This is a genomic window from Paenarthrobacter sp. TE4293 (assembly GCF_050435325.1).
In the GTDB taxonomy this organism is placed as follows: domain Bacteria; phylum Actinomycetota; class Actinomycetes; order Actinomycetales; family Micrococcaceae; genus Arthrobacter; species Arthrobacter nitroguajacolicus_C.
Genome location: NZ_JBNJRY010000006.1, coordinates 107,637 through 124,154 on the forward strand (window position 1 = coordinate 107,637; position 16,518 = coordinate 124,154).

A 16,518-nucleotide genomic window follows, 5' to 3' on the forward strand; every position below is an offset into this window, starting at 1 on the left:
CTTTGTGGGAGTAGCAATGTCAGTTTCCTTCAACCACACCATCGTTTACGCAACCGACAAGCACGCGTCTGCCGAGTTCCTGGCACGCATCCTCGGACTTCCCAAGCCGCAGCCCATGTGGTCCTTTGTCACTGTTTCCTTGGAGAACGGCGTCACCCTGGACTTCCTTGAGACTTCCGGGGACATCGTCCCGCAGCATTACGCCTTTCTGGTCAGCGAAGAGGAGTTCGACCAGATCTTCCTCCGGATCACGGCCGAGCACGTTCCTTATTGGGCGGACCCTTCCCGTGCTCGTGCACAACAGATCAACCACAACGACGGCGGCCGCGGCATCTACTTTACCGATCCGGACGGCCACTTCCTTGAGGCGATCACCCGTCCGTACGGTTCGGGCTGATTCGGTTGGTCCTTGAAGGCGTCAGCGTCCGGCTCGGGAGTGAGGGTGGCTGCGGCGGGCGCTGTGGCGGTCATGCGCCCATTCTGCACCCTCGGACGCTGCTACGTGATGGCTTTCAGGACCGTCGCGGCAGTGGCGTCCCAGCCGCGGAGGTGCTGGCGGGCTTGGAGGGCATTGTTGCGCCAGCGCTGCTGCAGGGCGGGGTCAGTGAGCCAGGCGCGGAGTGTCATTGTCAGGGTGTTGAGGTCGCTGAGGTCCAGCGCCGCACCCGCTCCGGTGCCGCCCAAGGCTTCGACTGCACCGGTCCCCTGCCGGACAATCACCGGGACGCCGTGGGCCAACGATTCCGTCACCACCATGCCAAAGCTCTCCGAGCGGGACAGGAGGATGCTGAGGTCGGCTTTGTGCCAGTGGTCCTCAAGTTCCTGGCCCGTCAGCTCACCGGTCAAGGTGACGCGTTGCTGCAGCCCGTAATGTTCGACGGCGTCCCTCACCTTTGCCGCGTACGCCGGGTCGGGATCGTGGGAGCCGATCAGGGACGCGGACCATTCGAGGTTATGTAACTGGCTGAGGGCCTCGACCAAAAGCGTTTGGCTCTTGTTGGGAAGCAATGCAGCCACCGAGACGATGTGCGTCGGTACAGATCCGGCACTGACACCGGCCGATGCTGCGCCCGGCGTCGCCACCACCACATCCAGTGCCCCGTATTTGGCACCCAATTCCGCTGCGGCGTGGGCGCTCGGGCAGATGATTCCCGCTGCCGCAGCCAGCGCCTTGGCCTCAAGGTCATCGTGGTCCGCCAACGCTATGTGGGACAGGATCCAGACTTTGGTTCCTTTACCCGCGGCGCCGGCGATTTCATCTGGTGCCCCACCCGCCACCAAGCCATCGGCAATCACCGTTGCGCCGCCGTCGAGCGCTTCCGCGAATCGCTGCCGGTCCGCTGGGCTGCCAACCGGCCAGTCGCCGTCGACCACTACCGTCTCGATGTCCGCGCCCAAGGCGGCCAGGTGCTCCGCGAGTTTGGCGTTGTATTTGTTCCCCCCGGAGCCGTGGCGAACGTTCCCCGGGACCAGGAAGCGCACGTGCATCTACTTGGCCGGGAGCTCCAGCGAGTAGCCTGCCCAGGCATCGGGGTTTTCGCGGAGGACGACGTCGATGCCACTGAGCGCCGGGCCGTCTTCTGTGTCCTGGATCCGGGTGGCCATGGCGTCGGCGATGTGCTTGGCCAGTGCCTCCGTGGTGGAGAGCTTGCCCTTGAATGCCGGGTGCTCATCGAGGTTCTTGTAGTTCAGGTCCTCCAGGATTTCCTCAAGGATGCCGCCCGCCGCGCCAATGTCCAGGACGATTGCGTCGTCGTTGAGATCCGGGCGACGGAAACTGACCTCGGCCACAAACGTTGCACCATGGAGGCCCTGGGCCGGGCCGAACGCTTCGCGGGGAAGGCTGTGGGCGATCATGAAGTGGCGTCGGACGGTCAGGCTGAACATGTACTAATCCTCCGGGGTGGGATAGGCGACCACGTGGCAGAAACCGCCGGGCCGTTCGAACAATTTAACGAGTGTGGTGGGCAGGTTCTGGAACTGGCATTCGCTGCTCAGGAACGTGTCGAACAGCGGGTCTTTGAGCTGGTTTACCGCTTCCTGCAGGCGCAGGGCGTTGGTTCGCCGGTGCCTTCGTGGAAGGGCAACGGCGCCGACCTGGCTGGAACGGATGTTCAGCCTGCGGGCGTGGAAGTCCTCGCCTAGTGGGAGGGTAACTTCCTTGTCGGCAAACCAGGAGAGCTCGATGACGTCCGAGTCGTCTCCGGCCAGTTGAAGGCTCAGCTTGAGGCCGTCGTTGGAGGCTGAGCAGTGAAAGACGATGTCGTTGTCGGCTTGTGCGTTTTCGGGAAGGGCGAAATCGATGCCGAGTGTTTCCGCGAGTTTTTGCTTTTCCGGGTCCGCGTCAACCATTTGCAGGCGACCGAGCGGGTACTTCCGCAGGAGCGTCGCCAAGACCCCACCCACCAGGCCACCCCCGACGACGGCGACACGGTCACCCAGCCTCGGTCCGGCTTCCCAGAGGGCATTGATGGCGACCTCCACGATGCCCGTGAGCACGGCACGCTTCGCAGGGACTTCTTCGGGGATTGCCGTGAGCTGGCTGGTGGGGAGGATAAAGAAGTCCTGGTGCGGATGAAGGCTGAACACAGTCTTACCCCGCCATTCATCCGGTCCTTGTTCCACTACCCCGACGCTCAGGTAGCCGTACTTGACCGGGCCCGGGAAGTCGCCCTCCTGATGTGGGGCTTGCATCAAGTCAGCCACGCGCTCCGGGACGCGGCCTTCGTGGACCACACGCTCCGTGCCTCGGCTGACACCTGAGTACAGGGTCCTGACGAGGGCTTCTCCTTCTTGCCTTGCTGGCAGGTCTTCCTGGCGCAGCTCACCATCGCCCGTCTCAGTGACCCAGTAGGCGTGGGCTTCGTGCTCTTGTTTCCGTTCGTGTTCCTGCGAAATCGTCATGATGCTTACGAATCTATCGGTGCGGAGCTGTGGACGGAAGTTGGCGTGGATTTGAGGGTGCGCCACCTGCCTTTTGGGGAGGGTCCAGAGGGACTCGTTTTGGGGAACCGGGCCAATCTCGGGTAGCCTATTTCAGTTGGTGACGTGTCCGAGCGGCCGAAGGTGCAACACTCGAAATGTTGTTTGGTGTAAAAGCCAACGTGGGTTCAAATCCCACCGTCACCGCCAATGAGAAAGGCCCTGCTTCCCTTTGTTTACAAGGGAGGCAGGGCCTTTCTCATCTCTAAATCAGGAGCTTGCCCACATTTTGCCCACACTTGATTGTGAAACGGCGTGATCTAGAGCGTCCGAAACTGAGTCCAGATCACCGTCGAAGAGATTCGTTCGCTGACTTGTCGGTAGGCGTCTTGGATGAAGTCTTCAAGGTCTTGTCGTCCGATGCGCCAGACGTTGCGGCCCCGATCTGGATGCCTTTGAGCTGGCCCGTCTTGAGCATGGCGCGGATCTGAACGTCAGTGGTCGCTAACTCCTCCGCGACCTGCTCAATCGTCAGGAAACGGCGCTTATTGATTTCATGGGGCATTCATCAATCCTAAAGTCCTGTAGCGGTGGAGTCCGTTGGCCGGATTCCACGGGTTATGCTAATCGTTGGATTAATTGTTCGCTTTATGGGGGTAGGGGCATGAGTTTTACCTTTGATGACAGCGCGACTGTCGGGATCGTCTTTAATGATGGCGCTGCCGACGCTTTGATCAGTGCTGCTGATTCAGCGGATCAGGTTCTGCGTGGCGAAGGTGGATTCCTGGACGGGGCCATGGATCATGCCGTGGAGGACTTCAAAGGCGGATACGCGCAGCTATTCACCCAGGCTTGTGCCATCAGGGCTGATGACCGCGCCAGGCTTGCCGGTGTTCTCGCGATGTTGGCCGAGGACGTCCGGCAAGCAAAGCTCAAAGCGCAGGAGGAGAAGTCCCGGCTAAAAAAGCTCACCGCCTGGCGGCAACGCGCCGATGCCCGTGAACGGGAACTGGCGTCCCTCGACCCAGCCCGCCAGTCCGTGGCCCTGCTGAGCAAGGTAAATGATCCGAAACCCGAGGAAACGCGGGTCGCGCCACCGACGATTTCAGCGGTGTTTTCCGCACACGACCGGGCCCGGTTCGCCGGTGGATCGGGAGGCGGAACAAGCTCGGCTGATCCTGGAAAGCTGCGCGGGTTCGTGTCCCAGTCCCGCGCCTCCGCGAACATCCTGGACGCAGAGCTGGGGAGAATCCGGAACGCGTGGAGCGCATTCACCGCAGCGTGTTCCTGGGTGAACAGCGGCATTGTCACGTTCGTGTCCGGCTTCGAGCAGCTGCTGGCTGAGAACGCCGCTGACGCGGTGTGGCTTGAGCACATCGCCGCGGCATTCGAAACAGCCGGCAGCGGGTCCATGGCCGACATCATGCTCAACAGCGCCCTCATACAGTACGCACCACCGGGGCAAGTCGGTTTGACCGACATCGGGGCCCTAAACGTCGATCAACTGAAAGCCTGGCTCGCCGCGCCTGCGAACAAAGACCGGCTACAAGGGCTCCTGCAACAACCTGGCCTGGACCCCGGGGCGATAGCAAAGTGGTGGGCCGGTCTGGGCCACAAAATGGTCGGCCGGGCAATGGAACCCGGCGAGGCTCAGTTGCTCCTGATCGACGCCCTCCCGGCGGTTCTTGGGAACCTGAACGGAATCACCGCGACTGCCCGGCATGAGGCCAATCTCAAGCGTCTCTTCACCGAGCAGGACCGCATCAACGCTGAACTGGCCAGTACGCCTCGATTCCTGCCCGCCAGCCAAGGCCTGTCCATCACCAACCCGGCCTGGACACTGCTGCAAACCCAGCAGAAAGCCCTTGACGGCATCCGTGGGGCTCTTGTCAACGCCGGAGCCTCTGGCGATGCTGTCCTGCTCGGTTTCGACCTGACTAATGGTTCTCCGAAGGCGCAGGTTTCTGCGGGTAACCCGGACACGGCTGACAACGTTACCTACGCCGTGTCCGGCATGCTCATTACACCCCAAAGCGGCTTCAACGACTGGGCTCAAAACGCCTATGACCTACGGGCTAAACAGCGCGACGTTGATCCAGGAAAGTCCTTTGCCGTGGTGGCGTGGATCAACTATGAACCGCCCACTGTCCCGACCGTGAACAGCGGCGATGCCGCCCAAGCCGGTGCCAGCCGGTTTATCGCGGACCTTCATGGGTTCAACGCCGTCAGAGAGGGTTTGGGTAACAGGACCCCGGAGACCCTGCACGTACTGGCCCATTCCTACGGCACCACTGTGACGTCCAACGCCCTTGCCGCCGCGAAATTGGACGTCGCCTCCTTCACGATGCTCGGCTCCGCAGGCATAGAAAAAGAGATCCAGAACGCCGGAGATCTCCACGTGCCCGCCGGGCAGGTCTACGCCAGTGAAGCGGAAGGCGACGGCCTAGCTAGGTGGGGTCGCCACCTGCGCCAGGATCCGCGCATGGAATCCTTTGACGCAAAAGTCTTCTCCTCAGAAGAGGCAACCATCGACGGGACCCAGTATCAAGGCATCACAGAACACAACTCCCTCGTACACAGAGAAGACGGCGACGGCTACGGGTACCTCGACAAGAACACCACGGCACTATATGAGGCGGCCCTCACAACAACAGGTCACGGAGACCGAGTCCTGCCAGGGGAAAGACCTGAACCGCCCTATGTTGGAGCTGCGGCATACAAATAGCCCAGAAAGAGTGAACTACATGCACCATGAACCCCGGACGAGACTGAAAACCCTGCGCGTGACTATCGCGTTGTTCTGCGCGGCCGTTGCACTGAGCGCCTGCACACCCACCATGGAGAACCCTATGACCGGCTCAGCCAATCCCAGCGATCCTGCAACCGTCAAAGCCCAGGTCGAGCAACTCAAACAAGCCCTCAGGGACGTCCAGGCTCTCCAGACCGAAACACAAAGGGTTATCGGAGCCCAAAAATGGGCGCCCTTTGAGAACCCAGTTAACGGCGGATGTAGAACCAATGATGGAAAGGAAGGTGTCAACTACAGGGTAATCATGGATACTACGGAAACGCTTGACCTGGACGACTCTGTAAAATCAGTGAAATCCTTCTGGGAATCCAAGGGCTTCACCACCCGTACCGAAACCAACCCCCAGGATCCAGGCGTCATCCGCCTCTACGCTGACAAAAACGGCGGACACCTTCTGTCGTTCTCTGCAAACCTCAAGGGGTCCAGCCTCGACATGGACACCGTCTGCATCGCCGGAGACCAAACCGCAATCTACAAGGAGCTGTATCCCGAAATTTACGGGGCCCCTTCCAACCCCAGCCCCTCTCCGACCGCAAAGTAGAGCCGTTTCTTTTCCGAGTCGGGAACACAACGAGTATTTCCTCCGAGGCTTATCTCATATTTGCCGGTGGTGATTCCCATAACGAATTTTTCGGGGCCGGATACGACAGTTCGTCTGACGAAGTTCTCACCTTCGTCACCGGCATAGTTCACGGCGTCATCCGGAAAACCGCCATTTTGGAACGGAGAACCTGCAGCGCGGAATCGGCTCTGATCAGGGAGAACGTGCACGGAAAGCTGACGGCCTGGCCAGGTGGGTCTCCTGGGTGTCTTGCCGTCGGAGCTGCCCGTCGCTTCGGGCCGCTATCGATTAGCGCGTGTATGGCCTCCAGGCGTCAAGGACGGTGATGAGCGGCCTTATCTCCCCATTCGCCTGAGTTATTGCGGCGTCGCACGCTTCGCTCTGTTTGTCCTCGCAGGCGGTCGGCGCTGGGTTCTTAGCCAAGACATCCAAATTGGTGAGAGTGCGAGCAACCAGGCTCTGCACCTCCGCAGGAGGAGTAGGCATTTTGCGCATCTGGGCCGCTGCTTGCTTGGCAGTCAAAGCAACCGTACTGACCGTATAGCCGCAAGTGGTCCGCTTGGCGAAATCAATGGCAGTGTCCCCTATCGACGCCAAGGCACACTCAACAATGTTGTCTTCGTACTCCCGCCGGGCCTCTTCTCGTTCAGTGATGATGCTCGCGAACTGAGCAACGGAGGCAGCGGGGGTTGGTGTGGGCGTGGCAGTTGCTGATGGTGCCTGGTCTGCCTGCGCAGCCCCACCGGGCCCGCCGCAACCAGCCAAAGCGACGCTAGCCAGGACGGTACCGACAAGAAGGGCCCTGAACTGTGTGAACTTGGAAATCATGAAGATCCTCCTAAGCGCCACGTACATCAGCGCAAATCATGCGAAAGGGGTGCGATGTGAACGAAATGTGTTCGGGATTTGAGGCGCAGAAGAGTCATGAGCACGCGGCAATGATCCCCCCACAAAGCGATCCCCCAAACGGTCGAGCATGACGCTCAATACCCCGGATCCTACAGCCCAGTGCTACCACTCAGGCACGAGCCCCGACTATTAGCGCTCAAATTTGTCGGACCTTCGATATAGCTTCACGACATGGCGAAGTTTGACCCTGAGGACTTTCGGAAGATGATGGCCGAACTCCACGCGGAGGACCGCGCGGGCGTAATCGCGCGTTCTCCGTACGAGGACATGGAACCTGATCCCGAATACCTGCCGCCACGGCAGTGATGCATATTTTTGCAGATCCCTATGCAATAGACTTGCATCGGTCTGCATTTCTGTTAATCTGATTTCAGATCAACTTGCTGGTTGAGAGAGCTTAGAGGGGTTCGTTGCCGTGGTGGGCGACGGGCCCTTTCAGCTTTTAAGGGTCGTCGGTGGCGTAACAGTCCGGACGTTGGTCGAAAACCTTTGAGGCCGCACTTAGTGGACTTCCCACAACGCGCACAGTACTTCGCAGTAGTTCGGCACAGTAGAACGCCGTATCCCTAAGTATTCCGCAGTACTTCTGAAATTTCGGGGCAAGTCAAGCCGCGCCTGTGGTTCGCAACGGGAGGGCCGGGCGTGCCTATCCTCTCGGCATGAATCAACAGCTATACACAATTGTGGAAGTATCCGGCCTCTTGAAGATCACTCGCTCACACGCCTACAGGCTAAAGAAATCCCAGAACTGGCCGCACATCATGCTTGGCGGGAGCCTCCGCTTCACCTCAGGGGACATTGACGCAATCCAGTCGATGAACCGGAAGTCGTCAGCCCCAGAGGAATCCCCGCGGCGGGCGCCGCGGATCCCCAGGCGTGGAGAGGCTCAGCGCCCAAGGATTCCCAAGAGGGCCTAGTGCCCACAGTTTGCCCACATTTTGCCCAGAACCACAGTGAATCATCGTTATACAACATGGTGTATTTCGGCGTAATCTCGGGGTTCCTCTTGCCCTGACTCAGCTCGGAGAGGTTTCAAATCCCACCGTCACCGCCAATGAGAAAGGCCCTGCTTCCCTTTGTTTACAAGGGAAGCAGGGCCTTTTCTTTTGCCAGAATCAGGCTGGTGGGCACATTTTGGGCACATTCGCCTGAGAGACGGCGTGATCTAGAGCGTCTGAAACTGAGTCCAGGTCCCCGTCAAAGAGATCCGCATAGACATCTAGCGTCATCGCGGCCGAGCTGTGTCCGAGCATCTTTTGCACCGCCTTCACATTGGCGCCGGCGGATACAGCGAAGCTGGCGGCGGAGTGGCGGAGATCGTGCGGAGTGATCCTGGGAATCCCGGAACGCTTCACGGCGCCAGCAAACCAACTCATGTTGTCCTCGTGCACGCGGGCCAGCCGTAGATGGTGCCCGTCCTCACCGGGGAACACCAGATCCTCGCGAGAAGCTTCCGCCCCGGAAGGTGCAGTCTTCGAAGCTCTTGCGGGTGAAACTGTGCTCATACGTCACCATCCGAAGGCGCATCTTCTAGGTTGCCAGCGGCGATTCATTCGCTGACTTGTCGGTAGGCGTCATGGATGAAGTCTTCTAGGTCTTGGCGTCCGATGCGCCAGACGTTGCGCCCACCGATTTGGATGCCTTTGATCTGGCCGGTCTTGAGCATGGCGCGGATCTGAACCTCGCTGGTCGCCAATTCCTCCGCTACCTGCTCAATCGTCAGGAATCGCGGGCTCGGCTTATCGTCTTCAGGCATAAGGAGAACGCTATAAACAGGAGAACGGCTAGTGACCGACAGTAAGGACTGAATGGCGAACATCGGGTGTGGTCGCCGCCTGGAGTTATTGCGTGAGGCCTTCTCGAACGACTAGGCCTTCGTCTCCGGGGAGTACTTTGCCTTGTTTGCGTTCTGCTTCGTCTTCGTCGTTCAAAGTAACTGCGTCGCCCAGTGAGCACGGGGCAGTAGCACCTATGCTGTACGACTTGTCAGATGCATCAGTGTCGAACTCAGCCCGAACTACGGGACCGCCCTCTGCGAAGACGGTCGGGTGTGTCGTTGGATTTACGGTGCGTACGGTCATGCCCAGGGATTTCCAATACTCGGCTACGCGTTTGGCGTCTTCAACATGGTTCGTTCCTTGGGGTGCCCAGCGGTCGTAACCATAGCTGGCTCCCTTCTCGCCCGACCCTAGGGAGCACTCCTGCGCCCACGCGACGCCGTTACGGGGCCACCAGCCAGTGACGTCGAGCTGCTTGGTGGTGTTGACGACGAGTTCGACCGCCCGGTCCCGCCCTTCCCTTGCGCTGATTGTCTTTTCCGGTGTCGCTTTGTCTGACATTGTCGCGTTTGGCTCCTTCTCAGCGCATGCGGTTATTGTCATTCCCATCATTAGCACGGCCGTCACGGCCATGAGGATCCTAAAATACGTCTTAACCGCTGGCAATCGACATTCCTTCCAGTAGGGCCTTTTGCAGATCAGTCGGCCCCAGCGGGACATACGGGGTGATCTTCTCGGTTTCTCCCCTGATTGCCCAGGCTACATTTTGTAGAGACTCTGTTCGCTCGTCAAAATATCCGGCCTGTTCGCCACCATCAGACATGAGACCGTTGTGGTCGGTGACGGGCCGTCCGGCGTCGCCGCCGGTATCAGTGCCGAAGGCGTGGGAACCAAACTCCGGTTTGATCGGGTTCACGTGGTGGTCACGGCTGTTTTCCCGGCCAGTCCAGGCCCACTGGTCACCGCGTTCGGTTTCGCCAGGTATCTTGTCGCGCGCACGACCGGAGTATACGTGTCCTGCGTTGAGGTCAGCGGCGGTATGGACGTTACCGGGCAGCCCTGCCGAGCCGAGCGTGAGTATGTCCCTAGCGATGTCCTTCTGCGCGACGGGAGCGGTGACCGGCACCCATCATGACTTCACGCGCAAGTTCAAATCCCAGCGTCACCCTCAGCAGGGCTGTCCGGAACGATGATCGCAGTATGATACTCGACCCATTCGCCCTTCCTCCCTTCCCGATATAGCCGATCCGCAACCCGCTGACACTCCTGCAAATCGTTCCAAGGACCGCGCGGATCTACCCCAACGGCCCCCGCCAACTCCTTTGCCGATACGACTCGGGGATGTCCGGGGTATGTCAATACCTCGTACATATGATCTCCCCGCAGGAGCAACCCCTTGCGAACCGGAACAGCAACCAATCGCAGATATATGTTTCCCTCGATGTACATCAATGTTCCTATCTCAGATCCCACGCAGGTTGCAGATCCTGGCTATAGCCCGAATATCCAGCTACCTGTGCCTGCTCCATGTCGTAGTAATTGCTGGAGGGCAAGGCGCCTGGTCCTCTTGGGTTCAGGGCAGGACTGGGCGCTCCAATGTCCACAATTTGGTGGCCCTGCATCATTTGATAGTTAATCCACTTCTTGTTGGCCCAAAGATGGATTCCATCATGGACCGAATTAGGAAGATGTCGGTAAGTGAAGTTGTAGACCGTTTCAGGAAGCGCCGTGTAGGTCCCATAGCCGTGGGCGCTGCCGTAGGGATGCACTCTTTGATCCATCATCCGACCCATGACTACAGTGTCTGCGCCGGCATTCCTTGTGACTGCCCCCATGATTCCCTGGCTGATCCTTTGGCCGGCCGCCCCACCGACACCGCCAGTAGCAGCACCTAGAACTGTCCCTTGGGCAGTGGCTCCCAGGGCCCCTGCTATGGTGTGCGGGCCAGGGCCTGAGTAGTACCCATACGTACTTTGGATACCGCCGCTAATGCCGCCCGAACTGGCCCCGGCCACCAAGGTCGCCTTCATCCCGTTCAAACCAGCGCGAGCGGCGATGCTGGCGCCGCCGAAACCTCCGAGGGCTCCGCTGAGGGCAACTTGGCCCCAATTTACCTCTCCAGTAGTTGCCTTCTGAATGATTGTGTCGGCGCCCGCTCCGATGAGCATCATCCCCGCCGGGCCACCGACGCCAGTGGCCATCAGAACACCACCGGCGATCACCATCGCACCACCAGCCAAATACTCCCAGTTGTCGCCGAGCCATTCCCCTGCGGCGGCGAGGGCGCCGCGGGAGGAGCCGTCGTAGGCTTTCAGGTCCGCGTCGGTGAGTGGCCGCAGTCCGGTGGGGTCGGTGGTGTTGAGGGGATTGTTCCCGGCGTAGGAGTAGGGGTTGCCGTCCCAGCCCGCTCCCAGGACGGGGGCGAGGGGGTCGGTGGACAGGAATCCCCTGGTCGCCGGGTCGTACGCCCTGGCGCCGAGCCATTCGAGTCCGGCGATGTCGAGCCCGCCACCTTGGGTCAGGGTGATCCCGGCGGGCAACACACCACCCACACCCGCACCCATACCAGCAGCTGCAGGGCTGCCGGGGGTGGGAGTGGTGGGCGTGCCGAAGACGGCCCAGGGGTCATGCTGGTCGGTCGGGCGCGCGGCCCGCCAGCCCGGGGCGGTGAACGCTTCGCCGATGCCGGTGACCCCGCCGGGCAAGGACAGGATTTGGGTGGTGTTGATCCCGGTCAGGGTCGGGACCGGTGCTGCGGTGTCCCACCACAACGGGGCTCCGTCCACGGTGGCGAGTTCACCGAGCGCGTCGACGTGGAGCCAGTGCCGGGACACCTCGGCCCCGTCCCGGTCCTTCTCGACCGTGCCGGCCAAGTGCCCGGTGGGGCCCCACGCGTATTCGGTCCAGGACCCGTCCTCCCCGATCACCCGCACCCTGCGGCCCAGCCCGTCATACACAAACTCAGTGACCGAACCATCAGGTTCCGTCACGGACGACAGCTGGCCTCCGGCGTCGTAGCTGTAGGTGCGTGCCCCGGTGGGGGTGGTTTCGCGGAGCAGCCGACCGCCGGCGTCGTACTCCCACTCCAACGAACTGCTGCTGGTGGTGGCGGAGACCATTTGCCCGGCACCGTCGTACCCGTACCGGGTCACGGCACCGTTGCGGGTCAGGGCGGTGATCCGGCCGCCGTCCTCACGGCCGATGAGGGTCACATCCGCTGTGCCCGGGTCGTTGGCATGGACGCGGCTGTGCTCTGAGAGGTTCCCGTCCCGGTAGACCCATTCCTGGGAGTACTGGCCGGCAGTCGCGGTGGTGACCCGGCCGGAGGCGTCATAGGTGAAGGACGCGTCCCCGAGGAGCGGGTTCGACACGGCCGTGACCCGGCCCGCGGCGTCGCGGGTGTAGCGGGTGGTGCCGGCCGGGGTGGTGAAGCCGGCGCGGTTCCCGTCGGCGTCGTACTCCCACCCCAACGTCCGGTTCCCGTTGGACTTTCTGGTGAGGAGTCCGCGCCGGTCAAACACCAGTTCTTGCTCGACCGCGTACCCGGCCCCAGCGGTGTGGTCCGTGATGACCACGCGGCGGCCGGCGAGGTCGCGTTCGATCGCGGCGATCAGGGCACCGTCCACCGAGGTGGACGCTTCCCGGCCGGCACGGTCGTAGGTCCAGGTGGTGGTGTGACCGTCCGGGTCCGTCTGGGACAGTTGCCGCCCGGCCGGGTCATACGTCGCGGTCGTGACCCGCCCGAGCGGGTCCGTCACACTATTGACCTGGTCCGTGGCCGTATACGTGCGCGTTGTTACCCCACCGGCCGGGTCCGTGACCTTGACCAGCCGGCCGCGGGTGTCGTACTCAAATCGTGTCTTCCCACCGACCCCGTTCGTGGTGGAGACCAGTTCTCCGGCGGTGTTGTATTCAAAGCGGCGGGTCCCGTACCAGGAATCCTGCGAGAAGCTCAGCCGCCCACACGAGTCGTACCCGTACCGGGCCGTGCCCTCCCCCGGGGTGTGCTTCGCGGTCAACCTGCCACAGGCGTCGTACTGGTAGGTTTCGGTTTCGCCGGTCGGCAGTCTCCTCGCTGTGAGGCGCTGGTCGACGTCGTAGGACAGTTCCGTGACCGCCCCCACCGGGTCGACACTCTTCCACGGGCGCCCGCAATGGTCGTACTCGTACCGGGTCACCACCCCCGACGGGGACGTGACAGTGGTGATCTTCCCCGCGAGGTCGCGGCCCAGGACGGTCAGCCCGCCCTCACCATCAACCAACTCGACCGGGTTCCCCGCCCCGTCATAGGACACCAGCTCCGCGGACCCATCCACGGACTCGACTTTCGTGGGGCGGCCGTACTCATCAAAACTGAACGTCGACGACGCGAACGCGTCGGTCAGGGTCGCGGTCCCGGTCCCCCGGTCCGTGACGGCCGCGGTGCGGACCCCGGTCGGATCCACCACCGCAGTGAGGGCACCGACCGTGTCGTACTCCCGCACCCAGTCATGCCCGCCCGGATCCGTGATCCCCACGAGCCGGGAGAGGTTGTCATGGGTGAACCCCCACGACGCGCCGTCGGGCAGCACCGCGGCGGTGAGGTTCCCGAGCTCATCAAAGACCCGCTCGATGACCCGTCCGAGCGGGTCGGTGGTGCGGACCAGTTCACCATTGGCCGCGTACTGGAATTCGGTCCGGCCCCCGTCCGGGGCGACCATCGCGGTGGTCCGGCCCGCGGGGTCATGCTCAAACGCCCACACCGCCCCATCCGGATCTTGGCGCCGAACCAGCACACCGGCGTCGTCATAACTGAACCGGGTCTCAGCCCCGGACGGGGTCACCGCGGTCACCGGGCGCCCGGCCTGGTCCCGCACAATCCTCGCAACATCCCCGGCGGCGTTGCGGGTTCCGATCAGGTCCCCGAACGTGTCGTACACGAACCCGATCGTGACACCGACAGGGTCGGTGACCTGGGTCAGGAGCCCGTCCCGCCACTGAAGTTCGGTCCGGCCACCCAGCGGGTCCACGATCACGGACGGGTCCCGGGAGACCTCGTCAGCGTACTCATAGGCCAAGACCGCGCCAGACGCGGTCACCAAGGTGGTGATCCGGTCCTGGTCGTCCCACCCATACGTCAGGTCCGCCCCTTCCGGGGTCACCGTCCGGGTCTTCCGGCCCCGGGCATCATAGCCATGGACCGTGACCGACCCGTCACGCTCAGTCACCGACACCAAATTCCCGTGCCCGTCATACGCCATCGACTGGCGCCGGTCCTCAGCATCCAGAACCCCCACCAGGCGGCCCTTGCCATCAGCAACCCAGGAATTGGACCGCGACCCGTCCTCGTCCGAAACCACCGTGACCCGGCCCGGCAAATACGCGAACCTCGTCCGCCGCCCATGCTGAGTGACCTGCAGGATGACCCGGCCGGACTCGTCATACGTGTTCTCGGCCTCCACCACCCCCGCGGCAGAAACCACCGAAGCGATCAAGCCCTGCTCGTTCCACCGGTACACCCTCGTACCAGTCTCGGTGCCGACGGTGACCAAACGGCCCGTGGTGTCGTACCCGTACTGGACCCGGCGCCCATCAGAGGCCCGGACCACGCCGACCAGCCCGTCAACGTAATCGATCTCCAGGGACCGGCCACGTGCGTGCACCAACCGGCACACCACACCCAACCCGCCGCCGTCGACCGCGTCGTCGCGGTGCGCGGAGACGGTCCGGCCGGGCCCTGCCCCGGTCCCGAGCCAGGCCCCGGCAGTGGTGTAAGCCCACCAGCCACCCTGGTTATCAGTCACGACCAACACCTCAACGGTGCCCTCCGGCACCGACGTCAGCTCCGTCAACCACGGTGCCGTGACCGGGTGCCGGGTCAGCCAGTAATTCTCGCCGACCGCGCGGGCCCAACCCGCACCCTCGCGGGGGAAGTCCACCGCACGGCCGTCGGCCATCACCCACCGGCAACCCTCATCCGTGAATACCAGGTGCTGGTCCAGCACCGACGCCCACCCCGGACCAAACACCCCGTCACCGGTCAGGCCGGAGCCGAGGGAGTTATACATCCGGGTCAAGACCAGGTTCGAGGCGGCCCCGGCGAACCCGAGATCGGTTTCGGGTTCGATGAAGTTCCCCGTGGCAGTGTTCACCGGATCATTCGCATACCCGGACGTCGGCATCGCCCCGGCCGCGGTGGGCGGGTCAATGACCAGGCCCGTCCGCGTCCCGGAAACCCCCGCCGCTGCCAACGCCTCGTTCACCGCCGCGTCCGAGAGGGTGGAGACCGCGCCCTCACTACCGGCAGCAGCGAACGCATCCGCGACCACCACCGCCCACGCCGCATCATTCTCATTAGCCGCCAAGTACTGCCGGAACGCCGTGATCACCCCGGAAGCCTCGATGCGGCCCCACGAACACTGCCCCTCAAACGAGGACAAATGCCCCTCCAACGACCCCGGCGTTGACGCGAGCCCGTCATCCAGACCCCGCGAGGAAGCAGCGAAAGACCGCAACGCCTCCGGTCGGGCCGAAGACGTCCCGCCCCCATACCCGCCACCCGGGCCCGGGGTATCCCGCGCCCCCGAAGACGCAGACGCCGACGGGAACGACGGCGCGTTCCCCGGCTCCATGTTCGGCCGGGCCTCTTCACCCCAAATGCTGTCACCGAACTGCTCAAGCCAGTTCCGGTTGTTATGCCGCCGGACCCACTCGTTGTTCTCCCGACGCCGGGAATCCTCCTCCCGCGCCGCGTCGATCATCGTGCCCACATAATCCGCGACCGTCCGCAACGCCGACGCCAACCCCGACGCGTCCCGGGCCGCCGTAGCCGCGTTCGCGGCGAACACCTCCGAAAAATGCCCCCGGAAATCCTCCCCCGCACCTGTCACCAACGGTCCCCGCGACCCCGAATGCTCCTCAACCCGCGACGCTGCGGACCTAAAAGCACTCTTCACCGCCTCCGCAGTCCCATACACAAACCGGCCACCATGGCCAGCACCGGAATCAGGCAACAACGGCATCTCAACGAACTCGGTCACAACCAAAGCCCCCCACAGAACAAGAACACGACCACGGACCACAACACGAACAAAACCAGACAAACCAGCACACAAACCAGTGCAGCGCAGCAGGAAGAGCAGCACACCAGGAAAGAGCGCAACGGCCGGGCAACCACACCGCTCACCAAAGCGGCACGATCACCCGGCCCTCACACCCGAATCAAGAAAGGGGAATCAGGCCCCCCCACCAGCAGAGAAAATATCCTGCGAAATCTTCTGCAGTTGACCCCGCAACTGCTCCAACTCCTCCTTGGCCTTGTCCAACGCAGCCTTCGTCTCCGGCCACGTCGAACCACGGAACTCAGCAGCCAACGGACCATCCCACACATTCGGATCCGACAAAACCCGGCCCTGGGCATCCAACGCCGAAATCTGATCCGTAAACCCACCAGTAATAATCGACTGCACCTGACCGATAGCAGCCTTGGCCTGCTCAGTAGACAACACACGCGACATAGAACTTTCCTCCCAATAAGAACAATCGCAACACCAGGAACA

Annotated in this window: 15 protein-coding genes and 1 tRNA gene; 5 read left to right on the top strand and 11 right to left on the bottom strand. The window is 62.3% G+C overall.

Annotated features, from left to right (window positions below):
* Positions 1–16 precede the first annotated feature (16 nt).
* Entirely contained in the window at positions 17–397 is a 381-nt protein-coding gene (locus QF015_RS13575; RefSeq protein ID WP_310202651.1) for a VOC family protein, read from the top strand.
* A 101-nt stretch (positions 398–498) separates the two neighbouring features.
* On the opposite strand, the gene QF015_RS13580 is transcribed toward QF015_RS13575, so the two are convergent.
* From QF015_RS13580 to QF015_RS13590, 3 genes are read right to left on the bottom strand one after another with little or no spacing between them, the layout of a single operon-like run.
* The gene (locus QF015_RS13580) at positions 499–1,488 is read right to left on the bottom strand and encodes a glycosyltransferase family 4 protein (RefSeq protein WP_429389626.1); all 990 of its coding nucleotides are present in this window, start codon (positions 1,486–1,488) and stop codon (positions 499–501) included.
* Positions 1,489–1,887: a 6-pyruvoyl trahydropterin synthase family protein gene (locus QF015_RS13585; protein ID WP_310202655.1), complete on the bottom strand. Its 399-nt coding sequence runs from the start codon at positions 1,885–1,887 to the stop codon at positions 1,489–1,491.
* Between the two features lie 3 nt (positions 1,888–1,890).
* Positions 1,891–2,904: a zinc-dependent alcohol dehydrogenase gene (locus tag QF015_RS13590; RefSeq protein ID WP_429389628.1), complete on the bottom strand. Its 1,014-nt coding sequence runs from the start codon at positions 2,902–2,904 to the stop codon at positions 1,891–1,893.
* Positions 2,905–3,042: 138 nt separating this feature from the next.
* Here QF015_RS13590 and QF015_RS13595 point away from each other — a divergent pair.
* Positions 3,043–3,132 (top strand) — tRNA-Ser (locus QF015_RS13595).
* A gap of 136 nt (positions 3,133–3,268) precedes the next feature.
* Here the strand turns inward: QF015_RS13595 and QF015_RS13600 are convergent.
* Positions 3,269–3,487: a hypothetical protein gene (locus QF015_RS13600; protein WP_354516696.1), complete on the bottom strand. Its 219-nt coding sequence runs from the start codon at positions 3,485–3,487 to the stop codon at positions 3,269–3,271.
* A 99-nt stretch (positions 3,488–3,586) separates the two neighbouring features.
* Between QF015_RS13600 and QF015_RS13605 the strand changes: the two genes are divergently transcribed.
* Both QF015_RS13605 and QF015_RS13610 read left to right on the top strand, forming a co-directional pair.
* Positions 3,587–5,647 carry an alpha/beta hydrolase gene (locus QF015_RS13605; RefSeq protein WP_429389631.1) on the top strand — a complete coding sequence of 687 codons (2,061 nt, stop codon included), beginning with the start codon at positions 3,587–3,589 and terminating at the stop codon, positions 5,645–5,647.
* A gap of 124 nt (positions 5,648–5,771) precedes the next feature.
* Positions 5,772–6,272: a hypothetical protein gene (locus QF015_RS13610; protein ID WP_310202664.1), complete on the top strand. Its 501-nt coding sequence runs from the start codon at positions 5,772–5,774 to the stop codon at positions 6,270–6,272.
* Between the two features lie 309 nt (positions 6,273–6,581).
* Here QF015_RS13610 and QF015_RS13615 read toward each other — a convergent pair whose 3' ends face one another.
* Positions 6,582–7,121, bottom strand: coding sequence for a hypothetical protein (locus QF015_RS13615; protein ID WP_429389633.1), 540 nt, complete (start codon positions 7,119–7,121; stop codon positions 6,582–6,584).
* Positions 7,122–7,373: 252 nt separating this feature from the next.
* Between QF015_RS13615 and QF015_RS13620 the strand changes: the two genes are divergently transcribed.
* The gene (locus tag QF015_RS13620) at positions 7,374–7,508 is read left to right on the top strand and encodes a hypothetical protein (RefSeq protein ID WP_429389635.1); all 135 of its coding nucleotides are present in this window, start codon (positions 7,374–7,376) and stop codon (positions 7,506–7,508) included.
* Positions 7,509–8,317: 809 nt separating this feature from the next.
* On the opposite strand, the gene QF015_RS13625 is transcribed toward QF015_RS13620, so the two are convergent.
* From QF015_RS13625 to QF015_RS13650, 6 genes are all read right to left on the bottom strand, one after another.
* Positions 8,318–8,707, bottom strand: coding sequence for a site-specific integrase (locus tag QF015_RS13625; protein WP_429389637.1), 390 nt, complete (start codon positions 8,705–8,707; stop codon positions 8,318–8,320).
* Positions 8,708–8,751: 44 nt separating this feature from the next.
* Positions 8,752–8,958, bottom strand: a complete 207-nt coding sequence (locus QF015_RS13630) for a helix-turn-helix domain-containing protein (RefSeq protein WP_354516690.1) — start codon at positions 8,956–8,958, stop codon at positions 8,752–8,754.
* A gap of 85 nt (positions 8,959–9,043) precedes the next feature.
* Positions 9,044–9,541 carry a hypothetical protein gene (locus QF015_RS13635; protein ID WP_310202670.1) on the bottom strand — a complete coding sequence of 166 codons (498 nt, stop codon included), beginning with the start codon at positions 9,539–9,541 and terminating at the stop codon, positions 9,044–9,046.
* Positions 9,542–9,632: 91 nt separating this feature from the next.
* Positions 9,633–10,106: a hypothetical protein gene (locus QF015_RS13640; RefSeq protein WP_429389640.1), complete on the bottom strand. Its 474-nt coding sequence runs from the start codon at positions 10,104–10,106 to the stop codon at positions 9,633–9,635.
* A 331-nt stretch (positions 10,107–10,437) separates the two neighbouring features.
* On the bottom strand, positions 10,438–15,807 hold the full coding sequence (locus tag QF015_RS13645) for a DUF6531 domain-containing protein (RefSeq protein ID WP_429389642.1): 5,370 nt from the start codon (positions 15,805–15,807) through the stop codon (positions 10,438–10,440).
* A gap of 387 nt (positions 15,808–16,194) precedes the next feature.
* Positions 16,195–16,476, bottom strand: a complete 282-nt coding sequence (locus QF015_RS13650) for a hypothetical protein (RefSeq protein ID WP_026547649.1) — start codon at positions 16,474–16,476, stop codon at positions 16,195–16,197.
* Positions 16,477–16,518 lie beyond the last annotated feature (42 nt).

Excerpts from the sequence above, each read along its gene's own strand:
- QF015_RS13600 (WP_354516696.1), bottom strand. The coding sequence starts at position 3,487 with ATGCCCCATGAAATCAATAAGCGCCGTTTCCTGACGATTGAGCAGGTC.
- QF015_RS13650 (WP_026547649.1), bottom strand. The coding sequence starts at position 16,476 with ATGTCGCGTGTGTTGTCTACTGAGCAGGCCAAGGCTGCTATCGGTCAG.
- QF015_RS13590 (WP_429389628.1), bottom strand. The coding sequence starts at position 2,904 with ATGACGATTTCGCAGGAACACGAACGGAAACAAGAGCACGAAGCCCAC.
- QF015_RS13605 (WP_429389631.1), top strand. The coding sequence starts at position 3,587 with ATGAGTTTTACCTTTGATGACAGCGCGACTGTCGGGATCGTCTTTAAT.
- QF015_RS13620 (WP_429389635.1), top strand. The coding sequence starts at position 7,374 with ATGGCGAAGTTTGACCCTGAGGACTTTCGGAAGATGATGGCCGAACTC.
- QF015_RS13615 (WP_429389633.1), bottom strand. The coding sequence starts at position 7,121 with ATGATTTCCAAGTTCACACAGTTCAGGGCCCTTCTTGTCGGTACCGTC.
- QF015_RS13635 (WP_310202670.1), bottom strand. The coding sequence starts at position 9,541 with ATGTCAGACAAAGCGACACCGGAAAAGACAATCAGCGCAAGGGAAGGG.
- QF015_RS13575 (WP_310202651.1), top strand. The coding sequence starts at position 17 with ATGTCAGTTTCCTTCAACCACACCATCGTTTACGCAACCGACAAGCAC.
- QF015_RS13585 (WP_310202655.1), bottom strand. The coding sequence starts at position 1,887 with ATGTTCAGCCTGACCGTCCGACGCCACTTCATGATCGCCCACAGCCTT.
- QF015_RS13610 (WP_310202664.1), top strand. The coding sequence starts at position 5,772 with ATGACCGGCTCAGCCAATCCCAGCGATCCTGCAACCGTCAAAGCCCAG.
- QF015_RS13630 (WP_354516690.1), bottom strand. The coding sequence starts at position 8,958 with ATGCCTGAAGACGATAAGCCGAGCCCGCGATTCCTGACGATTGAGCAG.
- QF015_RS13625 (WP_429389637.1), bottom strand. The coding sequence starts at position 8,707 with ATGAGCACAGTTTCACCCGCAAGAGCTTCGAAGACTGCACCTTCCGGG.
- QF015_RS13580 (WP_429389626.1), bottom strand. The coding sequence starts at position 1,488 with ATGCACGTGCGCTTCCTGGTCCCGGGGAACGTTCGCCACGGCTCCGGG.